Origin of the sequence: Mesorhizobium sp. M0028, from assembly GCF_040323855.1 — a bacterium.
In the GTDB taxonomy this organism is placed as follows: domain Bacteria; phylum Pseudomonadota; class Alphaproteobacteria; order Rhizobiales; family Rhizobiaceae; genus Mesorhizobium.
This window is the reverse complement of record NZ_JAMYVG010000001.1, coordinates 821,178-842,164: the sequence shown is the minus strand read 5'-3', so window position 1 is coordinate 842,164 and position 20,987 is coordinate 821,178. Positions and strand designations below refer to the sequence as shown.

Here is a 20,987-nt window from a genome sequence, read left to right as displayed (position 1 = left end):
GCCGTATCAGTGGGCAGGAGAGGAATATCGACATGGTTCAGCGCACGCCCGGGTTCAACACGCTCGCCGTCCATGCCGGCGCCAAGCCGGATCCGGCGACTGGGGCGCGAGCGACGCCGATCTACCAGACGACCTCCTTCGTCTTCGACGATGCCGACCATGCCGCCTCGCTGTTCGGGCTGAAGGCGTTCGGCAACATCTACACCCGCATCATGAACCCGACCCAGGCAGTGCTGGAAGAGCGCATCGCGGCACTCGAAGGCGGCACGGCAGGCCTTGCGGTCGCCTCCGGCCATGCCGCGCAGGTGCTGGTCTTCCACAATCTGATGCAGCCCGGCGACAATTTCGTTTCGGCGACAAAGCTTTACGGCGGCTCGATCAACCAGTTCGGCCATGCCTTCAAGAATTTCGGTTGGCAGGTGCGCTGGGCCGACACCAACGACATCTCGACCTTCGAGAGCCAGATCGACGACAGGACCAAGGCGATCTTCATCGAAAGCCTGGCCAATCCGGGCGGCGTCTTCGTCGACATCGAGAAGATCGGCGACATTGCCCGCAAGCACGGCCTGCCGTTGATCGTCGACAACACACTGGCCTCGCCCTATCTGCTGCGGCCGATCGAACATGGCGCCGACATCGTCGTGCATTCGCTGACCAAGTTCATCGGCGGTCACGGCAATTCCATCGGCGGCGCCATCGTCGATGGCGGCACCTTCGATTGGTCGAAGTCGGGCAAGTATCCGATGCTGTCGGAGCCGCGCCCCGAATATGGCGGCCTCGTCCTCCACGAAACCTTCGGCAATTTCGCCTTTGCCATCGCCGCGCGCGTGCTCGGCCTGCGCGACATCGGCGCGGCGATTTCGCCGTTCAATGCATTCCTTATCCTGACCGGTCTGGAAACCTTGCCGCTCAGGATGCAGCGCCACTGCGACAATGCGGTGGCGGTCGCCGGGTGGCTCTCCAACCACCCCAAGGTTGCTTGGGTGTCCTATCCCGGCCTGCCCGACGACAAGAACAATGCGTTGCAGAAGAAGTACTCGCCGCTCGGCGCCGGCGCGGTGTTCACCTTCGGGTTGAAGGGCGGCTACGCGGCGGGCATCAAGTTCGTCGAAGCGCTCGAACTGTTCTCGCACCTGGCCAATGTCGGCGACACCAAGTCGCTGGTCATCCACCCAGCGTCGACCACGCATCGCCAGCTTTCCGACGAGCAGAAGATCAACGCGGGAGCAGGGCCGGACACGGTCAGGCTTTCGGTCGGCATCGAGGACGTCAACGACATCGTCGCCGATCTGGAACAGGCTCTCGCCAAGGTCTGATCGCCATGACCACGCCGAGATTTCTTTCCGTCGGCGTCGACACCGTCGCACCGGAACTTGGCGCACCGGCGCCGGATCGCCTGATTTCGGGCGATCCGAAATTCCGCACCTGGAATGTCGAGGAACAGGACGGCGGCCTCTATGCCGGCATTTGGGAAGCGACGCCAGGCAAATGGCGCATCGAATATGATGAATGGGAGTTCTGCCACATCCTGTCAGGGGTCTCGGTGATCGCCGAAGACGGCGGCGATGCGCGCACTGTCGGGGCCGGCGATAGTTTCGTGCTGAGGCCGGGCTTTAAGGGCAGCTGGGAAGTGCTTGAAACGACTCGCAAGGAGTATGTGATCAAGCTTTGATCACCCTTGCGGCTGAGCCTGCCGGACCGAATGCTCAAAAGCGCACGGCGAGCGTTTCCAGCCCATGGAAATGATAGCTGTCTTGGAAGCGCGGCTGTTCGGCAAGATGCAACCGCGGCAAGCGCTCGAACAAGGTTTTCAGCGACACCTGCAATTCGAGCCGGGCGAGCGGCGCGCCGATGCAGAAATGGATGCCGGCGCCGAACGATACGTTCTTCTGGTCGGCGCGGTCCGGCCTGAAGGCGAAGGGCTCGGCAAAGGCCACCGGGTCGTGATTGGCCATGCCGAGCAGCAGACCGATTGTCTCGCCCGGCTGAACGATGATCCCAGGCCCGGCCTCGACCTCCTGATAGGCGTAGCGCGTGAACATGTGCAGTGGCGCGTCGTACCGCAGGCACTCTTCGACTGTCGCGGCTGTTGCTTCCGGCGAGGCGAAGAAGCGGCGTGGGTCGCCGCCTTGCGCAAGGATCGAGTGCACCGCATTGCCGGTTTGGTGGACAGTTGCCTCATGGCCGGCATTGAGCAAAAGGATTGCTGAGGACACCAGTTCGTCCTCCGACAGTTTCTGGCCATCCTCCTGTGCCGCAATCAGCAGCGACAGAAGATCCTCGCCCGGCCTCTTTCGCCGCTCGGCGACGTAGCCGCGCAAAAAATTCGAAAAGTCGCGCGCGGCGCGATTGGCCGTGTCCTCCGTCTCGCGGGTGCGGCCATGCATGTACATGGCGACCATCCGATGCGACCAGTCGAGCAGCTGCGGACCCATGTCGACCCGTACGCCGAGCATCTCGGCAATGATGGTGATCGGCAAGGGAGCTGCGAACGCCGGCAGCAGGTCGACTTCCCCTGGTTCGAAACGGTCGATCAGTTCGTTGGCCAGCGCCTCGACGCGCGGCCTGAGCCGCTCGACCTGGCGCGAGACGAAGGCCCGGTTGACCAGCGTTCTGAGCCGTGTGTGGACGGGCGGTTCCAGCTCCAGCATCGAATTGGCCTCGATGCCGTCGAAGGCGCTGAGATGCGTGCGATCCTGGCCGATGCCCCGGCTGTCCGGAATGCCGGCCGGGTTCTGCCGGCCGAAGCGGCGATCGCGCAGCAGACGGTTGACGTCGTCGAAGCCGCCAAAGCACCAGAAACCAAATTCTTCCCAGAAGATGGCGCTCGATGCACCGTGCAGGTAAGCGTAGGCTTCGTAAGGGTCCTGAAAAAAAGCCGGCTCGTGCGGATCGAGCCGCAGTCGGCGGGTGGCTGGATCAAAGGCAAGGTAGGGCGGCTTCAATTCGGTCATGCCAGACCATTAGCGCATGACCCCGAAAACCGGAATCGGTTTTCGGAAAGGATCATGCGCAGATTCAAAGTGTTGGAGCGTCCTTTGCGCGTCGAAGGACGCGCGGCGCTCCAAGGCTTGCCAGTCTGGTGCCAGACCGTATGTTGGCCCTCCCGTGAGGTGAGCCACCAAAGCGGTTGTGGAAGGACGGTTTTCATGAATGTGATCGTGGTCGGTGCAGGCATTGCCGGGCTTTCCACGGCGTGGTCGCTGGTCAAGGCCGGTCACCTCGTCTCGATCGTCGAGCAGGGACCGATCCCCAATCCGCTCGCCGCCTCCGGCGACCACCATCGCATCATTCGCCGCGCCTATCGGGCCAGGACGGGCTACGGCCGGCTGATCACCAACGCCTATGAAGCCTGGGACGAAATGTGGGCCGATCTCGGCGAAAGCCATCTCGATCCGCGCGGCTTCATCTGTATTTCGCGCGAGCCGGGAGATGAGGCCGAGGAATACCGCGAAGGCATGGAAGCCGGGAACTACCCGTTCGAATTGTTCGAACCGGACGCCGCGGTCGACCGCTGGCCGTTCCTAGAACCCGGTTCATTCCGCTATGCATATTTTTCACCGGACGGTGGCGCCTTGCACTGCCGCAAGATCGCCTCGGGCCTCACCAGATGGCTGCGCGCGAACGGCGCCAATGTCTACGAAAACAGCAAGGTGGTCGAGATCGACGCCGACGCCGGACATGTCGTGCTTGCGAGGGGCGAAACGATGCAGGCCGACCGGATCGTCGTCGCTGCCGGCGCCTGGGTGCTAAAACTGTTCCCGGAGCTGGATGGCGAGCTGAAAACCTGGCGCACCGCGCTCGCCTATGTCGAGCCGCCGGTGGACCTGAAGGCAGCCTGGCAGGCAGCACCGGTTGTGCTCGACGTCGGTGGCTCCGTCGACGGCTACGTGATCCCGCCCTCCGGCGGCGCCGGCATGAAGTTCGGCTCAGGCCTGCACCGAGTACCGACCAGCGATGCCGACTGGAACCGTCAACCGGTACCGGGCGAGGGTGAGGCGATCCGCAACCTGTTTTCGCCGCCGATTGCCCGTATCGCGGAGTACAAGGTCACCGAGGTGGTCACCTGCGCCTACACCTTCACCGCCGACCAGAAATTTCTGGCCCACCAAAAGGGCAGATGCCTGGTCGTCTCGGCCTGCTCCGGCCACGGCTACAAGTTCGGCGCGGCAGTTGGCAGAAGGGTTGCGGCCTGCGTCGGCAATGGCGATGTCGACGGCCTGAAGAAATGGCTCAGGGCCGAGGCGGCCTGAGCGCCTAGTATCGGCAATGCCTCGGAATATGCACGCGCCGCCAGCTGGATGAGCCCTCCCTGACCACCACGCGGCGCGCCACTGTCTGATAAGACGCTGGAATGTCGATGATGCGCCGTTGCTCCGGCCGCACCTGCACCTCTTCGGCGACGCTCTCGTATTCGGCGGGGAGGACAACGCGCCGCCGGCGTTCCGGCTCAACCACGACGATCTCGGCCACACGTTCATAGCGCGCCTTGTGCCTGACCTTGCACAGGACCTTGCGACCATTGATGATGCGCCATTCCCAGGAATAGCCGCCGTCGTCGACCCTCACGGACCGGTAGATGGTGCGGGTGATGGCCGGCGCGATCTCGTAGCTGACGCGCGCCGGCGCGATCTGTACTACGCGCTCGCGCGTCCCGTAGATTGGCGCCTCGTATTCCACCTGCTGGCCGGCCGGACTGACGAGCACGTCCTCATAGACCGTGTCGTAGACGGCCGGCCGGTTGACCTTCTCGTAGCATTCAACCGCGCGTCCGCTGGCAGCCGTTTCGGATGCCATGCCGAGTACGGCGATGCCGGTAAGAGCCAAGGAAGCAGTTTTCCTGATCATCGCACTCCCCCTGTTTGAACTGCGTGAAGCGGGTTCAACGTTGGATTGTAGGGCAAGCCGCGGCTGGAAAAAGCGGTTTCACCGCTTTTCGTTAAGCGATGCGGTTAAGAAACTGCTAAACAACGGCCAAGCATGAGCGTCCCTTCCGGCGGCAGGAGAGGGCTGCCGGCACGGCGACGGGCGAAACTTGGTTTGGAAACCTTGATTCGACTTAACCGGATGGCTAGGAGAGGCGGCCTTGCGCTAGGGTGAGCCGGCATCCTATTTACACAATAACGATCCAGAACCGATTCTGCCCGATTGCAAATCTCCGGCGCCGGAATCCCATCCTCAAAAAGGGATAGTCCATGAAGAACCCCGTCGAAACCTACATGAACCTCGTTCCGATGGTGGTCGAACAGACCAATCGCGGCGAGCGGGCCTATGACATTTTCTCGCGGCTCCTCAAGGAGCGCATCATTTTCATCACCGGCCCGGTCGAGGACGGCATGGCGACGCTGGTCTGCGCGCAGCTGCTGTTCCTCGAGGCGGAGAATCCGAAGAAGGAAATCAACCTTTATATCAACTCGCCCGGCGGCGTCGTCACCTCCGGCATGGCGATCTACGACACCATGCAGTTCATCAAGCCCGCCGTGTCGACGCTCTGCATCGGCCAGGCCGCATCGATGGGATCGCTGCTCTTGACGGCGGGCCACAAGGACATGCGCTTTGCCACGCCGAACGCCCGCATCATGGTCCACCAGCCGTCCGGCGGCTTCCAGGGCCAGGCCTCCGACATCGAGCGCCATGCCCAGGACATCATCAAGCTGAAGCGCCGCCTCAACGAGGTTTACGTCAAGCACACCGGCAAGAGCTACGATGAGATTGAAAAAACGCTCGACCGTGACCATTTCATGACTGCCGACGAGGCCAGGGATTTCGGCCTTATCGACAAGGTCATTTCGTCACGTGAGCCGGTCGAAGGTATTGCCTTATAGGCACGCGGTGGCCCCGCGGTGGCAGTGAGTGGCGGGATCACACGCTTTTGGCGCAGCTTGCGGCATTTCGGCCACAATTGGCTGTTCCCTCGACGGGTGCAATTGCCTACGTTAAGGCTATGTTGATTTTCGACGGCTTAGCTTTGCGTGGGGTTGTTCGAATCATTGCCCCGTTTTCCGATTTGTGTTTCGTACGGAATGCGTTGCGGGAGCCGGGGCACTGGCGGCGGCGGATTCCCGCGATAGATTGAATATGCGCCCTTTCAACCAGACCATCGGCGGGCGGCCATGAAAGGACATGAAAATGAGCAAGGTCGGCAACAACAGCGGTGATTCCAAGAACACGCTTTATTGCTCGTTTTGCGGCAAAAGCCAGCACGAAGTGCGCAAGCTGATCGCCGGGCCGACGGTGTTCATCTGCGACGAATGCGTCGAGCTGTGCATGGACATCATCCGCGAGGAGAACAAGACCTCGATGGTGAAGTCGCGCGAGGGCGTGCCGACCCCGCAGGAAATCCTCAAGGTTCTCGACGACTACGTCATCGGCCAGCCCTACGCCAAGCGCGTGCTGTCGGTGGCCGTCCACAACCACTACAAGCGCCTCGCCCATGCCGGCAAGAACAACGACGTCGAGCTGGCGAAGTCGAACATCCTGCTGATCGGCCCGACCGGTTGCGGCAAGACGTTGCTGGCGCAGACGCTGGCCCGCATCATCGACGTTCCCTTCACCATGGCCGACGCGACGACGCTGACCGAGGCCGGCTATGTCGGCGAGGACGTCGAGAACATCATCCTGAAGCTGTTGCAGTCGGCCGACTACAATGTCGAGCGCGCCCAGCGCGGCATTGTCTATATCGACGAGATCGACAAGATCTCGCGCAAGTCGGACAACCCGTCGATCACCCGCGACGTCTCGGGCGAGGGCGTGCAGCAGGCACTTTTGAAGATCATGGAAGGCACCGTTGCCTCCGTGCCGCCGCAGGGCGGCAGGAAGCATCCGCAGCAGGAATTCCTGCAGGTCGACACCGCCAACATCCTGTTCATCTGCGGCGGCGCTTTTGCCGGCCTGGACAAGATCATCTCGGATCGCGGCAGGAAGACCTCGATCGGTTTCGGCGCCATCGTCGCTTCGCCCGAGGATCGCCGCACCGGCGATGTTTTCCGCCTGGTCGAGCCTGAGGATCTGTTGAAGTTCGGCCTCATTCCCGAGTTCGTAGGCCGTCTGCCTGTCTTGGCGACGCTGGAGGATCTCGACGAGCCGGCACTGATCCAGATCCTGACCGAACCGAAGAACGCGCTGGTCAAGCAGTATCAGCGACTGTTCGAGATGGAGAATGTTGACCTGACCTTCCACGAGAACGCGCTGTCGGCGATCGCCAAGCGCGCCATCGAGCGCAAGACCGGCGCGCGCGGCCTGCGTTCGATCATGGAAGCGATTCTGCTCGACACCATGTTCGAGCTGCCGGCGCTCGAAGGCGTGCGCGAAGTGGTTATTTCGGAAGAGGTGGTGTCAGGCAACGCCAGGCCGCTCTACATCTATTCCGAGCAGAAGGAAAAGAAGGGCAACGTCAGCGCCTGACGTGAGCCGGCAATGGATTTTTCTGAAACGGCGCCGCGGGGCGCCGTTTTGCTGTCGCACACCGCGTACGGCGCCGCGTAATGGCTGCGGATTGGAGGGACGGACCGTGTTGACCCTTGATCTTTACCCGCCGTGCCTCCAACTAAAGGCAGAAGGCCGTGGTGCCGAATTCTGTGCTGTAAAACTCCCGTCACAAACGGTGGTAGGCGGAACGATCCCCGGTCGTTAATATGAGATTCGCGGTTGGCCGATTGGCGGCCGCGACATGAAAGGTTGGACAATGGCCAAATTATCCAAGGCTCCCAGCGACGGCGTCTTCGCAGTCCTCCCACTGCGCGACATCGTGGTGTTCCCGCACATGATCGTTCCGCTCTTCGTCGGGCGTGAAAAGTCGATCAAGGCGCTGGAAGAAGTGATGGGTCAGGAAAAGCAGATCCTGCTTGCGACCCAGATGAATGCCGCCGACGACGATCCGGAGCCCGATGCCATCTTTGACATCGGCACGCTCGCCAATGTGCTGCAATTGCTGAAACTGCCAGACGGCACCGTGAAGGTGCTGGTCGAAGGCGCCTCGCGCGCGAAAATCGTTGCGTTCACCGACCGTCCCGACTTCCATGAAGCCCGTGCTGCGGCGCTGGTCGAACCGGAGGAGGAAGAGGTCGAGGTCGAGGCGCTGGCCCGTTCCGTCGTCACCGACTTCGAGAACTACGTCAAGCTGAACAAGAAGATCTCGCCCGAAGTGGTGGGTGCCGCCAGCCAGATCGACGACTATTCCAAGCTCGCCGACACGGTCGCTTCGCATCTTGCCATCAAGATCCCCGAGAAGCAGGAGATGCTCGCCACGCTTTCCGTCAAGGAACGGCTGGAGAAGGCGATGGGCTTCATGGAAGCCGAAATCTCGGTGCTCCAGGTCGAGAAGCGCATCCGCTCGCGCGTCAAGCGCCAGATGGAGAAGACGCAGCGCGAATACTACCTCAACGAGCAGATGAAGGCGATCCAGAAGGAGCTCGGCGAAGGCGAGGACGGCCGCGACGAGGCCGCCGAGATCGAGGCGCGCATCAAGAAGACCAAGCTCTCCAAGGAGGCCCGCGAAAAGGCGGAAGCCGAACTGAAGAAGCTGCGGACGATGTCGCCGATGTCGGCTGAATCGACCGTCGTGCGCAACTATCTCGACTGGCTGCTGTCGATCCCGTGGGGCAGGAACTCCAAGGTCAAGCAGGATCTGGCCTTTGCCCAGAACGTGCTCGATACGGATCATTTCGGCCTCGACAAGGTCAAGGACCGCATCGTCGAATACCTCGCCGTGCAGAGCCGCCAGAAGAAGCTGAAGGGGCCGATCCTGTGCCTCGTCGGACCTCCCGGCGTCGGCAAGACCTCGCTCGGCAAGTCGATCGCCAAGGCGACCGGTCGTGAGTTCATCCGCATGGCGCTGGGCGGCGTGCGCGACGAGGCCGAGATCCGTGGTCACCGCCGCACCTATATCGGCTCGATGCCCGGCAAGGTCATCCAGTCGATGAAGAAGGCGAAGAAATCCAACCCGCTCTTCCTGCTCGACGAGATCGACAAGATGGGCCAGGATTTCCGCGGCGATCCGTCATCGGCTTTGCTCGAGGTGCTCGATCCCGAGCAGAACTCGACGTTCATGGACCATTACCTCGAGGTCGAATACGACCTGTCGAGCGTGATGTTCGTGACGACGGCGAACACGCTGAACATCCCTGCGCCCTTGATGGACCGCATGGAGATCATCCGTATCGCCGGTTACACCGAGGACGAGAAGATCGAAATCGCCAAGCGTCACCTGATGCCCAAGGTGATCCGCGATCACGCGTTGCAGCCGAAGGAGTTCTCCGTCGGCGAGGACGCGATCCGCGGCATCATCCAGACCTACACCCGTGAAGCGGGCGTCAGGAGCCTGGAGCGCGAGCTGATGAAGCTCGGGCGCAAGGCGGTGACCGAGATCCTGAAGACGAAGAAGAAGACGATCAACATCACGGCGGACAATCTTGCCGATTACCTTGGTGTTCCGCGCTTTCGCTTCGGCCAGGTCGAGAGCGACGATCAGGTCGGCGTGGTCACCGGGCTCGCCTGGACGGAAGTCGGCGGCGAGCTGTTGACGGTGGAAGGCGTCATGATGCCCGGCAAGGGCCGCATGACGGTGACCGGCAATCTGCGCGACGTGATGAAGGAATCGATCTCGGCGGCGGCCTCTTACGTCCGCTCGCGGGCCATCGATTTCGGCGTCGAGCCGCCGCTGTTCGACAAGCGCGATATCCACGTGCACGTGCCAGAAGGCGCAACGCCTAAGGACGGACCGTCGGCTGGCGTGGCGATGGCGACGGCGATCGTCTCGGTGTTGACCGGTATCCCGGTCAAGGCCGATGTGGCGATGACCGGCGAGATCACGCTGCGCGGCAGGGTGCTGCCGATCGGCGGCCTTAAGGAAAAGCTGCTTGCCGCACTGCGCGGCGGCATCAAGAAGGTGCTGATCCCGGAAGAGAACGCCAAGGATCTGGCGGAGATTCCGGAGAACGTGAAGAGCGGCATGGAGATCATTCCGGTCTCACGCGTTGGCGAAGTGTTGCGCCATGCGCTGGTGCGCATGCCGGAACCGATCCAGTGGGTCGAACCCGTCAATGCGCCGGCCGTGGTCGATGTCGGAGACGAGGCTGGTAAATCGCTGGCGCATTAGTTCTTGCTAAAGTTGCAATGCACAAAGAGAGAGCCGGGCCTTGAGCCCGGCTTTTTCATGTGAAGAACCCCGGATTTCCGGGCTTTTTTCGACTTTCTTGGCGCTTTTCGACTTGGTTGGCGGAGCGCTTCTTTCTAAAGTCCGTTTCCTGCCGGATGAGTCGAGTGTTCCGGTTTTCTCATGGAAGGGAATTTTTATGAACAAGAACGAACTGGTGTCCGCTGTCGCCGATGCCGCGAGTATTTCGAAGGGTGACGCGCAGTCGGCGGTTGATGCGGTGTTTTCCGTCATCACCGGCGAACTGAAAAAGGGCGGCGATGTCCGGCTTGTCGGCTTCGGAAATTTCACCGTGTCAAAACGCGCCGCGTCGACCGGCCGCAATCCGCAGACCGGTGCGGAAGTGAAGATCCCGGCGCGCACCGTGCCGAAGTTCTCGGCCGGCAAGGGCCTCAAGGACGCGGTCAACTAAGCGCCCTCCTAAAGTCTTTCAGAGAAAAGAAAAGCCGGCATATCCGGTTTTTCTTTTCTGTGCCCGCAGGTCGTTGGAAAGGCGGCGCTATGCCGTCGGCGCATCCGTGCGCATCAAGCCTTCTTTCTTGAGATCGGCCCACAGCGCCGATGGCAGTTTTGTGTCGAGCAGCGAGCGATTGCTTTCGACTTCGCCCGGCCGCTGGCCGCCCGGGACTACCGACACGACCGAAGGATGCAGCAGCGGGAACTGCAGTGCCGCCTCGATCAGGCGCACGCCGTGGCGCTTGCAGACGGCCTCGATGCGGGTGACGCGGTCGATGATATCCTGCGGCGCCTCCGAATAATTGTAGTAGGCGCCGGGCTTCGGCCCGGTTGCCAGGATGCCGGAATTGTACGGCCCGCCGAGAACGATGCCGATGCCGCGTTGCTGGCATAGAGGCAGGAAAGACTGCAGCGCCTCCTGCTCCAGCAGCGTATAGCGCCCGGCAAGCAGGAACAGGTCGAAATCGCCGCGCTCGGCCAGCGTCTGGGCAACCGGCCACTCATTGATGCCGCCGCCGAACGCCTTGATCACGCCCTGGTCGCGCAGTGCCAGCAATCCATAGTAGCCCGAGCTCATGAATTCCTGGATGCGCTGGTCCGAGGCTTCCTTGCTGCCATGGGTGAAGATGTCGACATCGTGCACGAAGAGGATGTCGATGCGGTCGACGCCGAGCCGTTCCAGCGAGGCTTCGAACGAGCGCATGACGCCGTCATAGCTGTAGTCGTAGACCTCGCGGCGCGACGGCGTGTCGAAGAACTTGCCGATGCCGGTGCGCTGTTCCGGCGGGCAGGCGCGCATGATGCGCCCGACCTTGCTCGACAGCACGTAGTCGTCGCGCCTCTTCGAACGCAGGAACGGATTAAGCCGCGTTTCTGCGAGGCCGAGCCCATAGAGCGGTGCTGTGTCGTAGTAGCGGCAGCCGACCCGCCATGCCGCCTCCAGCGTGGCATTGGCATCCTCGTCGGACACGGCGCGATAGAGATTGCCGAGCGGCGCGGTGCCGAAGCCGAGCTCGGTGAAGTTGATGCCGCCATTGCCGATGCGGTCGAAATGCCGTGTCTTCATATGCTGTCGTTTCCTCATTTACGATTTGCCGTGACACTATCACGGCTGTAGCGCATCAAAAGCACTGCGTGTCGTTGGACACCAATTTTCGCGGTGATAGCATGAATGAAAACAAGCTGTTCGGGGCAAATGTGACTGAGATGTTCATGTGGTTCTCCGGTACCTGCAAGCTGGTGCAAATGTCATGACGGACGACGGCGAAAACCTGTTTGGGATTGCGCTGAGCGAACTTGGCACCGTGCTGGAGCGTATCAACGAAAGCCGCATTGACGCGGCTTGCGCCATCTTGGCCGGCGCGAAAAAGATCGTCACCTATGGCTGCGGCCGCGAGGCGCTGCAGGTCCAGGGTTTTGCCATGCGGCTCTACCATCTCGGTCTGCCGGTGTCGGTCGTCGGCGACATGACCACGCCGCCGCTGGGCGCGGGCGATGTCTTCCTCGCCAGCTCCGGCCCGGGCGAGACATCGACGGTGCTGACCTTGATGCGGGTCGCGCGCGAGGCCGGTGCCGTCGTCCTGCTGCTCACCGCGCAAGCCGACAGCACTGCCGCGAAGCTGGCCGACTTCACGCTGCTTATCCCGGCTCAGACCATGGCCGACGACCAGGGTCCGGAAAAGACATCCGTCCTGCCGATGGGCTCGGTGTTCGAAGGCGCGCTGTTCGTCCTCTTCGAAGTGATGGTGCTGAAGCTCAGGGATCTGACCGGCGTCTCGCCGGAAGCGATGCGCGCCCGCCACACCAATATGGAGTAGGTGTCATGCGCTACGAACTGATGCTGCCGCACCAGATCCGCAAGGCGATCGCCGAGAACCGGCCGGTCGTGTTGCCGCTCGGTGTGCTCGAATATCACGGCGAGCACATGGCCGTCGGCATGGACACGCTGGCCGTGGTCAAGAGCCTGGAACTGTTCGAAACGGAGGCCGAAATCGTCATTCTGCCGCCCTTCTATTACGGCGCGGCAAGCTATGCCGTTGCGGCGCCGGAAGGCAGCGGCTCGGTGCAGGTCGGCGGCAATGTGCTGGCGCCATTTGCGGAAGAATTGTTCTACAGCTTGCTGCGCATTGGCTTCCGCAACATCCACGCCATCATTCACCACCAAACCGAGAATTTTGCTGCCGGCATGCCAACCGATCTCGCCTTCAAGGCCGCCGGCCGACAAGCGATCTTCCGCTTCCTGGAGAAAGAACGCGGCGAAGGCTGGTGGGGCTCTGCGGCGATGGCTGACTATTATGCCGAGCACGCCGAGGGCAGCAATTTCTTCAACTGGGTACAGGTGCATCCGCTGATGCCGGCTTCAATGCACAGCCAGTACCCGTTCGACCATGCCGGCACCGGCGAGACGTCACTGATGCTGGCGCTGTGCCCGGAAGCGGTGGATGCCGGCCGCTTCGCCGACAACACCGGCTGGTACACGGCAAGTGCGCCCGAAGCCTCGGCGGAACTGGGGCAAAAAGGGGTTGCCATGATCCTCGATCATTTGCGGGCAACACTTTTGGGTTAGGTGCTGTCTAGATCCCGGACGACCGGGCTCTTAGCCTTCCGCCTGATAGTCGGCCATGGTCTTTTCGGGATCGACCTTGGTCGCCGCAGCCCAGATGAACGTGCCGGCGCCGCAGATAGCCAGCAGGACGTAAATCACGATGCCGAGTGCCATCAGGTTCGCGTAGAGGCCGAGAAGCAGCATGATCAAGCCGCCGGCAATCATCGCCATCACAAAACCGGCGACTACGGCCCGGCCTTCCCAACTGATCGGCATCACGCCTTTGGCGTAGCCGCTGCCGCGCCTGTTGCGTGCGAACCAGTATTTGTTGGCCATCGCCTATTTCACCGCGCCCGCCGTCATGCCCATGATCAGGTAACGCTCGAGCGCAATGCCGATGACGGCGAGCGGTGTGATGGCCGCGGTGGCAAGCGCTGCCATCGACCACCAGTTGATGCCTTGTGAGCCGGTCTGGCTCGCCACCATGACAGGAATGGTCTTGGCATCGGTCGAGGTCAAAAGCGCGGCGAAGAAATACTCGTTCCAGCACAGCACCATCGCCAGGATGAAGGCCGCGACCATGCCCGGCAGCGCGATCGGCATGACGATGCGCAAGAAGGCACCCCAGATCGACAGGCCATCGACGAGTGCTGCCTCCTCCAGCTCGACAGGGATCGAATTGAACTGGTCGCGCATGATCCAGATGACGATCGGCAGTACCATCAGCGTGTAGAGCAGGATCAGCCCGACGCGCGTGTCGAGCAGGCCGACTTCCCGGTAGAGCACGAGGAAGGGCAGGGCCAATACCACCGGCGGCAGGATCAACTGCGACAGGAAGAAGAAGGAAATGTCCTCGTTCCTGAACCAGGCGAACTTGTAACGATAGCGGGTCAGCCCATAGGCGGCGAGGCTGCCGATGACGATGGCGAGGGTCGACGCGCCGACCGAAGTGATGACCGAATTCATGAAGCGCTTGATGAATTCGTCGCGCACCGTCGACGTCCGAAAGATCGAGTCCGGCGACAGGCCAAGCGAACGCCAGCCCTTCCAGTCGGGTTTGAAATCGACGAACGGGATCAGATGGCCCTGGGTGACGTCGACCGCGGTCTTGAACGAGGTGGTTATCGTCCAATAGATTGGGAACAGGCAGATGAAGGCCCAGAAGATGAGGGCACCGTAGATGAAGACGCGGTTGGCGAAGAACGCCGCCGGCGAGCGGATTTCGGAGGCGGCAAAGTCGGTGGTTTGAACGCTCATCTTGCCGGCCCGATCAGTTGACGTTGCGCACGAAGCGGCTGGCGAATTTCAGTAGCCAGGTCACAAACACGATGATGATGATCAAATAGGCCATCGCCAGCATCGTGCCGTAGCCGACATTCGAACGGTCGCGATATTCGCGGTAGATGAAGCTCGACACCGAATCAGTCGCGCCGCCCGGGCCGCCGGAGGTAACGGTGATGATGATATCGGCGAGCTTCAGCTTGAAGATGATGCGCAGGATGACCGCCGTCACCGAGACCGGCAGCATCAGCGGGAAGGTGACCTGCCAGAAGGTCTGCCAGGCGGTGGCGCCATCGACACGCGCTGCCTCGAGCACCTCGCGCGACATCGCCTGCAGGCCGGCAAGCAGCATGATCATCATGAACGGGATGAACGTCCAGGCATCGAGCACCATGATCGAGATGCGGGCGGTGATCGGATTGGAGAAGAAGGCCGGGTTTTCCCAGCCGAGATGCCGCGCCAGCGTTGCGGCCGGCCCGAAGCGGTATTCCATCAGCGACTTGCCGATCATCCACGACACAGCCACCGGCGACAGCATCAGGGGCATGAGAAAGACGACGCGGAAGAATTTTCGCGCCCGGATCTGCGCGTTGAGCAGCAGCGCCAGGCCAAAGGCGATGACATATTCGACGAACACGGCCAGCACGTAGAGCACCATGTTGAACAGGGCGTTGCGATAATAGGCGTCGTTCAGCATCTGCCAGAAATTGTCGAGCCCGTTGAACTGCCGGCCGCTGAAGGAACTGAGGTTCCAGTCGGTCAGCGCGATGTAGAAGCCGAACAATGTCGGGAAGATCACCATGGCAATGGTGAACAGCAGCGCCGGCAGCAGGAACAACGCGCGCTGGCCATCCTCGCCGCGCGTCAGCACCTGGCCGATGCCGAGCGCGACACCCCACAGCACATAGGCGTAGACCACCGGCCGCCACGTCTCGAAGCCGATAGTGTCGACATCGCTCTTGTAAAGGATCTGCAGCGCAATCACCGCCAGAAGGCCTAGCGTTGCAGCAGCCATCAGCGCCCAGCCAAGCCGTTTGCGGCTCCGCGGTATCAGGTCGGATGGCACGGCGCCTGCCGGCCATTCACTTGTCGACAGAGTCTGGTCAGCCAGGGTCCGGTCAGCCACGCGTCTTGCCCGTTCACAGGAGGCTCGATGACCGGCCGAGCCGGTCGAGGCCAAGTCGGTCAAGGGGAGGTCCGGCGGCTGTACGCCGCCGGACCAAGTTTCACTATCTCAACCTACATGCCGAGTGAGGCCTTGTAGAGCTTGATCTGGTTGTCGCGGCCGATCTGGTCGGTCAGCTTCTCCCAGGCGGCTGCGATGGCGTCGGCGCCTTCCTGCGCCTTCATCTTGCCGGCAAAGGTGTTGGCCAAAATGTCCTCGGCGGCGCTGTAATACTGGAAGATGCCGGGGATACGCGGCTCGATCGCCGCGTTCGGATGGTTGTAGCTGTCGGCTTCCGACTTCAGATACGAGGTGATGAACGCCTCGTCGTAGCCCGCCGCCACCCATTCCGGAATGTTGAAATGCGAGTTGCGATAGGGCTGGAAACCCGACGGATAGGCCGCGCACCAGAGCGACAGGTCCTTGCCGCCGAGATGGGCGGCGGCAGACCAGGCCGCCTTCTTCTTCTTTTCGTCGCCGTCGACGCGGGCCATGACATAGACGCCCCAGCCGAGATAGGCGCAGTTCGGCGCATGGTTCGGCCCGCTGGCGAGCTTGTCCCACTGGCCGGTCTTGGAGTTGTAGACATCGTCCGAGCCCGGCAGGATCGAGAAGCCGGTGATGTCGCCGACGACCGAGGAATCGTTGGTCTTGACGTTCGAACCGACGTCGCCCCACCAGGTGACCATCGAACCGGTGCCTGCCAGGAATTGCTGGAAGGCGGTGGTATTCGGGTCGGCGTTGATCTGGTCGGCAGGTTCGGAGGGCAGGGCATCGATGACGTCCTGGATCGCCCGCACCCATGCCGGATTGTTGACGCGCGGCTTCATCGTGTCGGCATCGAACAGCCATGCCTTGTCATCGGGATGCTTGGCGTAGGCGCTGGCGCGGCTGCCGAGGAAATAGAAGCCGAAACCGCCCCAGGGCTTGGGCGCATCGAGGTAGCCAAAGACATCCTGGCCGTTTACCTGCTTGCCCTTGAGGAATTTCGTCACCGCCTGCACCTGCTGCCAGGTCTTCGGCACGCCCCATTCGCCTTCTCCGCCGCCGTCCTTCCAGGCCTTGGCGAGGTCGGCATCGGCGAACACGTCGGTGCGGTAGTTGAAGTTATGCGCGTCGCCGTCAACGGTGACGCGATATTGCTTGCCGTCCCAGGTGCCGACCGGCGGCTGCAGATAGGCCACGACGTCCTTCATGTCGATCTGGTCCTTGACCCAGTCCGGCATCTCGGAGGTGAGACCCTTGCCGCAGACGTCGCCTTCGAACGGTGCTCCCATTTCGATGATGTCGAAATCGACGGTGCCGGTCGCAATCGACTGCTGCAGGCGGGCGTTGTAGTCAGCCTGCGCCAGGTCGATCCAGTTGATCTTGGCGCCGGTATAGGTCTCCCACGGCTTCAGGAAGCCGCGAAACAGCACATTGTGCAGGTTCTGATTGTTGAGGCCCATGAAGGTGAGTTCGACACCGGCGAATTCGCCTTCCTTGACATTGGCCTTGGTGGCGCCCAGGCAAAGCTCGCCGACCTGCTGGAAATCGGCATCGGTCGGCTGACCCTTGCCGACGCCCGGGATCTGCAGGATCTGCGCGCGCAGGTCATCGGCGGCCGCAGCCGGGCGCGTCAGGGCACCAAGTCCGGCGCTTGAGGCCGCGGCGAGGGCGGCCATGCTGGCCGCTCCCTTCAGCACGTCGCGGCGGGTGGCCCCGGCGCGGACAAGTTGGTTATAAAGGCTGACTTTCATCTCGTTCCTCCCAGAAGATCAATCGTGAATTGGTTCAGATGGTGGAGCGCCGATTATGTTCCCCAACGACAGCGACTCCCGTAAATAGCGGCCCGAATTCTCCCTCCCGCGACGCCTCGCATTGAGTGCCGGACAAGCGTACCGGTGCGCCCGGAACAGGGTCATAAGCCGGGCACTGTCACTATTCGCACAACGAAGTGCGGTGTCAACGTGAATGGGTTTTTTATCTATAAGAGACCGACTTGCTCTCGCCGTTTGCGTTGTTTAGCTTCACGGCAACTGAAGGGGGAATGATGGCTCAAGTCGCGATCCGCAATGTGGCCAAGGCGTTCGGAACCGTCAAGGTTCTGCACGATGTCAGCGTCGACATCGCCGACGGACAGTTCGTGGTGCTGGTCGGGCCTTCCGGCTGCGGCAAGTCCACGCTGCTGAGGATGGTGGCCGGGCTGGAAACGGTTTCCGGCGGCACCATCGCCATCGGCGAGCGCGTCGTCAACCATTTGCCGCCGGCCAAGCGCGACATCGCCATGGTGTTCCAGAACTACGCGCTCTATCCGCACAAGACGGTCGAGCAGAACATGGCCTTTGCTCTCAAGCTGCGCAAAACTGATCCGGCGGTGGTCACTGAGCGGGTCAAGCGCGCCGCCGACATCCTCGACCTCAACCCCTACCTCAAGCGCTATCCGCGCCAGCTCTCGGGCGGCCAGCGCCAGCGCGTCGCCATGGGTCGCGCCATCGTGCGCAACCCGCAGGTGTTCCTGTTCGACGAGCCGCTCTCCAATCTCGATGCCAAGCTGCGTGTCCAGATGCGCACCGAGATCAAGGAACTGCACCAACGACTGAAGACCACCACCATCTACGTCACCCACGACCAGATCGAGGCCATGACCATGGCCGACAAGATCGTGGTGATGCGCGACGGTCGCATCGAACAGGTCGGCGCGCCGCTGGAATTGTTCGACCGGCCGGCCAATCTGTTTGTCGCCGGCTTCATCGGCTCGCCCTCGATGAACCTGCTCAAGGGCGTCGTGCGCAAGGGCGACAAGCCCGTCGTCGAGATCGCCGGGACGCCGTTCCCGATCGCATCGAGCAATACCGTGGAAGATGGCCGCAATGTCGTCTACGGCGTGCGGCCCGAGCATCTCGAAATCCATCCAGATGGTGTCCCAGCGAAGATTTCGGTGGTCGAGCCGACCGGTTCCGAGACTTTGGTGTTCCTGCGCTTCGGCGAGGGCGAGATGGTGGCGCTGTTCCGTGAGCGCCACGACTTCAAGCCGGGCGACACACTGCACCTGAAACCGCGGCTCGACCAGGTGCATCTCTTCGACGCAGAGACCGGCAAGCGTCTCTGATTTCGCCCCAGCAAACTTCGCGAGGAATACCATGCTCAAAGGAATCAATCCGCTGCTCAATGCCGATGTGCTGCAGGCGCTGCGGGCGATGGGCCACGGTGACGATCTGATTATCGCCGACACCAATTTCCCGTCCGATTCGGTGGCGCGCCAGACCGTGCTTGGCCGGCTGCTGCGCATCGATGCGTCGGCGGCCGACGTGGTCAAAGCGGTACTGTCGCTCTATCCGCTGGACACCTTCGTCGACGACGCGGCCGCGCGCATGGAGATCGTCGGCAAGCCGGACGACATTCCCGCCGTGCAGCAGGAAGTGCAAAAAGAGATCGATGCCGCCGAGAGCAAGGCCTGGCCGATGATCTCGGTCGAGCGCTACGCCTTCTACGAACGCGCCAAGAAGGCCTATTGCGTCATCCAGACCGGCGAGCGCCGCTTCTATGGCTGTTTTGCGTTCCGCAAGGGCGTCGTGCCGCCGGATGCGGAGTAGCGGCATGCCGGCGAAACCGATCGTCATGAAGCCGGTTGTCATATTGGGCGTCTTCGTCGCCGATACGGCCTACCGCGCCGCCCGCCAGCCGCGCATGGGCGAGACGATCCTGGGCACGTCCTTCACGCTCGGCCCAGGCGGCAAGGGCTCGAACCAGGCGGTGGCAGCCGGCCGGCTCGGCGCCGATGTCACCTTCCTTACCCGCCTCGGCGTCGATCCCTTTGCCGATATGGCGAGACAGACCTGGTCGCACGCCGGCGTGAAGAGCGCCGTCATCGACACGCCGGAAAGCTACACCGGTGCCGCCTATATCTTCATCGAGGAGACGAGCGGCAACAACGCGATCATCGTCAGCCCTGGTGCGGCGATGCTGATCTCGCCCGCCGATATCGAGGCAAATGCCGGCCTGATCCGCGCGGCCGGCGTTTTCGTCACCCAGCTCGAACAGCCGATCGAGGCGGCGCTGGGGGCGCTGGAGATCGCGCGCGGGGCAGGGGTGACCACCATCCTCAACCCGGCGCCGGCGGCCAGGCTTCCGGACCGTATCTACACGCTTTGCGACTATGTCACGCCGAACGAGACTGAGGCCGAGGAACTGACCGGCATCAAGGTATCCTCCATCGACGATGCCCGCCGTGCCGCCGACAGCCTGCTCGAGAAGGGCGTGGGCGCTGTCATCGTGACGCTCGGCGAAAAGGGCGCGCTGCTGCACACGGCCGACCGTTCCGAGCATGTCGCAGCGGTCGCCGCCGGCCCGGTCATCGAGACCACGGGTGCGGGCGACGCCTTCAATGGCGGCCTGGCTGCGGCGCTGTCGAGGGCGATGGAACCCCTGCAGGCGGTGCGCTTCGCCTGCGCCGTCGCCGGCATCTCGGTGACGCGCCGGGGCACCGCGCCGTCCATGCCAACGCTGCAGGAGGTCGAGGCGCTGCTGGCGAGAGGTTGAAGTTCGATTCGTCAGTGCCGAAGCTCATACGGCTAGAACCTGCGATCTCCCGCGTGACAGGCTATGCAAAGCCGGGTTGGAATTTCCTCCTACTTCAAACAGATGCGGACAAGCCGAAAGAACTTTGAACTGGTCAGTAAGCACTTGACCCTGTTCACAAGTGATCGCCCGTCGTGATATTGCGGAATGATGGGTGGGTTTTGGAAGGACGGGACTTGGGCAGTCGCCGTGGCGATTGCGATGTTTGCCGCAATCCTACTGGCGATGTGGTTCACGTACCACTGGGATTTCGCAGATCTCTGCGGCGCCGACGAAACGGCTGGCGAGTGTTTCCGCGAATGGTATGGATCTTCGGCGGGGTATTTGGCTGTTCTGGTAGGCGCGCTCACAATTTATCCGCTTTACCGGCAGATTGAAGAGCAAAGGAAACAGACTGAGTTTCAGCTCGGCGACGCATCCCCTACCATGGATATCACGCTGGATCTTGAGGACCATGAGCAGATTGTAGTTCGCATCGTGAATTGGAATAGACGCGGACTGGTAATCTGGGACCTCGAAATTCAGGGGATCGACGGTTCGACAACAGGAGTAATGGAATACAAAATCGATGGGAACGTGATCGAGAACCCTAGTGAATACTACCTGCGAGGATGGGAAGACAGAAGTCGAGGACCTAGAGTCGCACAATTCAAGCTTGCCGCTTCGGCTGGAGACGAAATCGTAAGCTCTTTTCCTATGACCACCCAGGTAGCTGTGCTCGTTCAGCTTTTTGGCGAAAGCCACAAACAGGTGTTGTTGCGTGCGAAACTCTTCCCGCAGGAAGAAGGGTTTGAAATCATAGGTGGATAGGAACCGACGCGTCGACA

Annotated in this window: 20 protein-coding genes; 13 read left to right on the top strand and 7 right to left on the bottom strand. The window is 61.9% G+C overall.

The window, feature by feature from the left end; all coding sequences use genetic code 11:
* The first annotated feature begins 32 nt into the window (after nt 1-32).
* Together NKJ93_RS04350 and NKJ93_RS04345 are read left to right on the top strand one after the other, a co-directional pair.
* Nucleotides 33-1,316 (top strand): O-acetylhomoserine aminocarboxypropyltransferase, encoded by a 1,284-nt coding sequence (locus NKJ93_RS04350; RefSeq protein ID WP_352481206.1) that lies wholly within the window; start codon nt 33-35, stop codon nt 1,314-1,316.
* Nucleotides 1,317-1,321: 5 nt separating this feature from the next.
* Nucleotides 1,322-1,672, top strand: coding sequence for a cupin domain-containing protein (locus NKJ93_RS04345; protein WP_352495322.1), 351 nt, complete (start codon nt 1,322-1,324; stop codon nt 1,670-1,672).
* A gap of 34 nt (nt 1,673-1,706) precedes the next feature.
* Here NKJ93_RS04345 and NKJ93_RS04340 read toward each other — a convergent pair whose 3' ends face one another.
* Entirely contained in the window at nt 1,707-2,954 is a 1,248-nt protein-coding gene (locus tag NKJ93_RS04340) for a cytochrome P450 (protein ID WP_352495323.1), read from the bottom strand.
* A 195-nt stretch (nt 2,955-3,149) separates the two neighbouring features.
* Between NKJ93_RS04340 and NKJ93_RS04335 the strand changes: the two genes are divergently transcribed.
* Nucleotides 3,150-4,253 (top strand): NAD(P)/FAD-dependent oxidoreductase, encoded by a 1,104-nt coding sequence (locus tag NKJ93_RS04335; protein ID WP_352481203.1) that lies wholly within the window; start codon nt 3,150-3,152, stop codon nt 4,251-4,253.
* Nucleotides 4,254-4,257: 4 nt separating this feature from the next.
* On the opposite strand, the gene NKJ93_RS04330 is transcribed toward NKJ93_RS04335, so the two are convergent.
* Nucleotides 4,258-4,848, bottom strand: a complete 591-nt coding sequence (locus NKJ93_RS04330; RefSeq protein WP_352481202.1) for a hypothetical protein — start codon at nt 4,846-4,848, stop codon at nt 4,258-4,260.
* Nucleotides 4,849-5,195: 347 nt separating this feature from the next.
* On the opposite strand from NKJ93_RS04330, the gene NKJ93_RS04325 reads away from it, so the two are divergent.
* The 4 genes from NKJ93_RS04325 to NKJ93_RS04310 all read left to right on the top strand — a co-directional run bounded on the left by NKJ93_RS04325 (nt 5,196) and on the right by NKJ93_RS04310 (nt 10,565).
* The gene (locus NKJ93_RS04325) at nt 5,196-5,825 is read left to right on the top strand and encodes an ATP-dependent Clp protease proteolytic subunit (RefSeq protein WP_023674655.1); all 630 of its coding nucleotides are present in this window, start codon (nt 5,196-5,198) and stop codon (nt 5,823-5,825) included.
* 304 nt (nt 5,826-6,129) lie between these two features.
* Nucleotides 6,130-7,404: an ATP-dependent Clp protease ATP-binding subunit ClpX gene (gene clpX / locus NKJ93_RS04320; RefSeq protein ID WP_006332719.1), complete on the top strand. Its 1,275-nt coding sequence runs from the start codon at nt 6,130-6,132 to the stop codon at nt 7,402-7,404.
* Nucleotides 7,405-7,684: 280 nt separating this feature from the next.
* On the top strand, nt 7,685-10,096 hold the full coding sequence (lon, locus tag NKJ93_RS04315) for an endopeptidase La (RefSeq protein WP_023674656.1): 2,412 nt from the start codon (nt 7,685-7,687) through the stop codon (nt 10,094-10,096).
* 196 nt (nt 10,097-10,292) lie between these two features.
* Nucleotides 10,293-10,565: an HU family DNA-binding protein gene (locus tag NKJ93_RS04310; RefSeq protein ID WP_006201846.1), complete on the top strand. Its 273-nt coding sequence runs from the start codon at nt 10,293-10,295 to the stop codon at nt 10,563-10,565.
* 87 nt (nt 10,566-10,652) lie between these two features.
* Here the strand turns inward: NKJ93_RS04310 and NKJ93_RS04305 are convergent, their stop codons facing one another.
* Nucleotides 10,653-11,675 carry an aldo/keto reductase gene (locus tag NKJ93_RS04305; protein ID WP_352587757.1) on the bottom strand — a complete coding sequence of 341 codons (1,023 nt, stop codon included), beginning with the start codon at nt 11,673-11,675 and terminating at the stop codon, nt 10,653-10,655.
* Between the two features lie 184 nt (nt 11,676-11,859).
* Here NKJ93_RS04305 and NKJ93_RS04300 point away from each other — a divergent pair, with 184 nt between their 5' ends.
* Both NKJ93_RS04300 and NKJ93_RS04295 read left to right on the top strand, forming a co-directional pair.
* The gene (locus tag NKJ93_RS04300; protein ID WP_023717330.1) at nt 11,860-12,426 is read left to right on the top strand and encodes an SIS domain-containing protein; all 567 of its coding nucleotides are present in this window, start codon (nt 11,860-11,862) and stop codon (nt 12,424-12,426) included.
* 5 nt (nt 12,427-12,431) lie between these two features.
* Complete coding sequence (locus NKJ93_RS04295) at nt 12,432-13,175, top strand: creatininase family protein (protein WP_023717331.1); 744 nt, start codon at nt 12,432-12,434, stop codon at nt 13,173-13,175.
* 30 nt (nt 13,176-13,205) lie between these two features.
* Here the strand turns inward: NKJ93_RS04295 and NKJ93_RS04290 are convergent, their stop codons facing one another.
* The 4 genes from NKJ93_RS04290 to NKJ93_RS04275 all read right to left on the bottom strand — a co-directional run bounded on the left by NKJ93_RS04290 (nt 13,206) and on the right by NKJ93_RS04275 (nt 17,339).
* The gene (locus NKJ93_RS04290; RefSeq protein ID WP_352587754.1) at nt 13,206-13,490 is read right to left on the bottom strand and encodes a hypothetical protein; all 285 of its coding nucleotides are present in this window, start codon (nt 13,488-13,490) and stop codon (nt 13,206-13,208) included.
* Nucleotides 13,491-13,493: 3 nt separating this feature from the next.
* Nucleotides 13,494-14,411, bottom strand: a complete 918-nt coding sequence (locus tag NKJ93_RS04285; RefSeq protein ID WP_352456619.1) for a carbohydrate ABC transporter permease — start codon at nt 14,409-14,411, stop codon at nt 13,494-13,496.
* A gap of 13 nt (nt 14,412-14,424) precedes the next feature.
* On the bottom strand, nt 14,425-15,546 hold the full coding sequence (locus tag NKJ93_RS04280) for a carbohydrate ABC transporter permease (RefSeq protein WP_031193505.1): 1,122 nt from the start codon (nt 15,544-15,546) through the stop codon (nt 14,425-14,427).
* A 128-nt stretch (nt 15,547-15,674) separates the two neighbouring features.
* Entirely contained in the window at nt 15,675-17,339 is a 1,665-nt protein-coding gene (locus NKJ93_RS04275; RefSeq protein WP_023717335.1) for an ABC transporter substrate-binding protein, read from the bottom strand.
* Nucleotides 17,340-17,632: 293 nt separating this feature from the next.
* On the opposite strand from NKJ93_RS04275, the gene NKJ93_RS04270 reads away from it, so the two are divergent.
* The 4 genes from NKJ93_RS04270 to NKJ93_RS04255 all read left to right on the top strand — a co-directional run bounded on the left by NKJ93_RS04270 (nt 17,633) and on the right by NKJ93_RS04255 (nt 20,970).
* Nucleotides 17,633-18,691: an ABC transporter ATP-binding protein gene (locus tag NKJ93_RS04270; RefSeq protein WP_352495328.1), complete on the top strand. Its 1,059-nt coding sequence runs from the start codon at nt 17,633-17,635 to the stop codon at nt 18,689-18,691.
* 31 nt (nt 18,692-18,722) lie between these two features.
* Entirely contained in the window at nt 18,723-19,175 is a 453-nt protein-coding gene (locus tag NKJ93_RS04265) for an RbsD/FucU family protein (RefSeq protein WP_352495329.1), read from the top strand.
* Between the two features lie 4 nt (nt 19,176-19,179).
* Nucleotides 19,180-20,121, top strand: a complete 942-nt coding sequence (gene rbsK / locus NKJ93_RS04260; RefSeq protein ID WP_352495330.1) for a ribokinase — start codon at nt 19,180-19,182, stop codon at nt 20,119-20,121.
* A gap of 228 nt (nt 20,122-20,349) precedes the next feature.
* Complete coding sequence (locus tag NKJ93_RS04255; protein WP_352495331.1) at nt 20,350-20,970, top strand: hypothetical protein; 621 nt, start codon at nt 20,350-20,352, stop codon at nt 20,968-20,970.
* Nucleotides 20,971-20,987: the final 17 nt, after the last annotated feature.

Coding starts and splice junctions, on each gene's coding strand:
- rbsK (WP_352495330.1), top strand. CDS start 19,180: ATGCCGGCGAAACCGATCGTCATGAAGCCGGTTGTCATATTGGGCGTC.
- NKJ93_RS04290 (WP_352587754.1), bottom strand. CDS start 13,490: ATGGCCAACAAATACTGGTTCGCACGCAACAGGCGCGGCAGCGGCTAC.
- lon (WP_023674656.1), top strand. CDS start 7,685: ATGGCCAAATTATCCAAGGCTCCCAGCGACGGCGTCTTCGCAGTCCTC.
- NKJ93_RS04340 (WP_352495323.1), bottom strand. CDS start 2,954: ATGACCGAATTGAAGCCGCCCTACCTTGCCTTTGATCCAGCCACCCGC.
- NKJ93_RS04310 (WP_006201846.1), top strand. CDS start 10,293: ATGAACAAGAACGAACTGGTGTCCGCTGTCGCCGATGCCGCGAGTATT.
- NKJ93_RS04325 (WP_023674655.1), top strand. CDS start 5,196: ATGAAGAACCCCGTCGAAACCTACATGAACCTCGTTCCGATGGTGGTC.
- NKJ93_RS04300 (WP_023717330.1), top strand. CDS start 11,860: ATGACGGACGACGGCGAAAACCTGTTTGGGATTGCGCTGAGCGAACTT.
- NKJ93_RS04305 (WP_352587757.1), bottom strand. CDS start 11,675: ATGAAGACACGGCATTTCGACCGCATCGGCAATGGCGGCATCAACTTC.
- NKJ93_RS04295 (WP_023717331.1), top strand. CDS start 12,432: ATGCGCTACGAACTGATGCTGCCGCACCAGATCCGCAAGGCGATCGCC.
- NKJ93_RS04345 (WP_352495322.1), top strand. CDS start 1,322: ATGACCACGCCGAGATTTCTTTCCGTCGGCGTCGACACCGTCGCACCG.
- NKJ93_RS04275 (WP_023717335.1), bottom strand. CDS start 17,339: ATGAAAGTCAGCCTTTATAACCAACTTGTCCGCGCCGGGGCCACCCGC.
- NKJ93_RS04330 (WP_352481202.1), bottom strand. CDS start 4,848: ATGATCAGGAAAACTGCTTCCTTGGCTCTTACCGGCATCGCCGTACTC.
- NKJ93_RS04335 (WP_352481203.1), top strand. CDS start 3,150: ATGAATGTGATCGTGGTCGGTGCAGGCATTGCCGGGCTTTCCACGGCG.
- NKJ93_RS04270 (WP_352495328.1), top strand. CDS start 17,633: ATGGCTCAAGTCGCGATCCGCAATGTGGCCAAGGCGTTCGGAACCGTC.
- NKJ93_RS04350 (WP_352481206.1), top strand. CDS start 33: ATGGTTCAGCGCACGCCCGGGTTCAACACGCTCGCCGTCCATGCCGGC.
- clpX (WP_006332719.1), top strand. CDS start 6,130: ATGAGCAAGGTCGGCAACAACAGCGGTGATTCCAAGAACACGCTTTAT.
- NKJ93_RS04265 (WP_352495329.1), top strand. CDS start 18,723: ATGCTCAAAGGAATCAATCCGCTGCTCAATGCCGATGTGCTGCAGGCG.
- NKJ93_RS04285 (WP_352456619.1), bottom strand. CDS start 14,411: ATGAGCGTTCAAACCACCGACTTTGCCGCCTCCGAAATCCGCTCGCCG.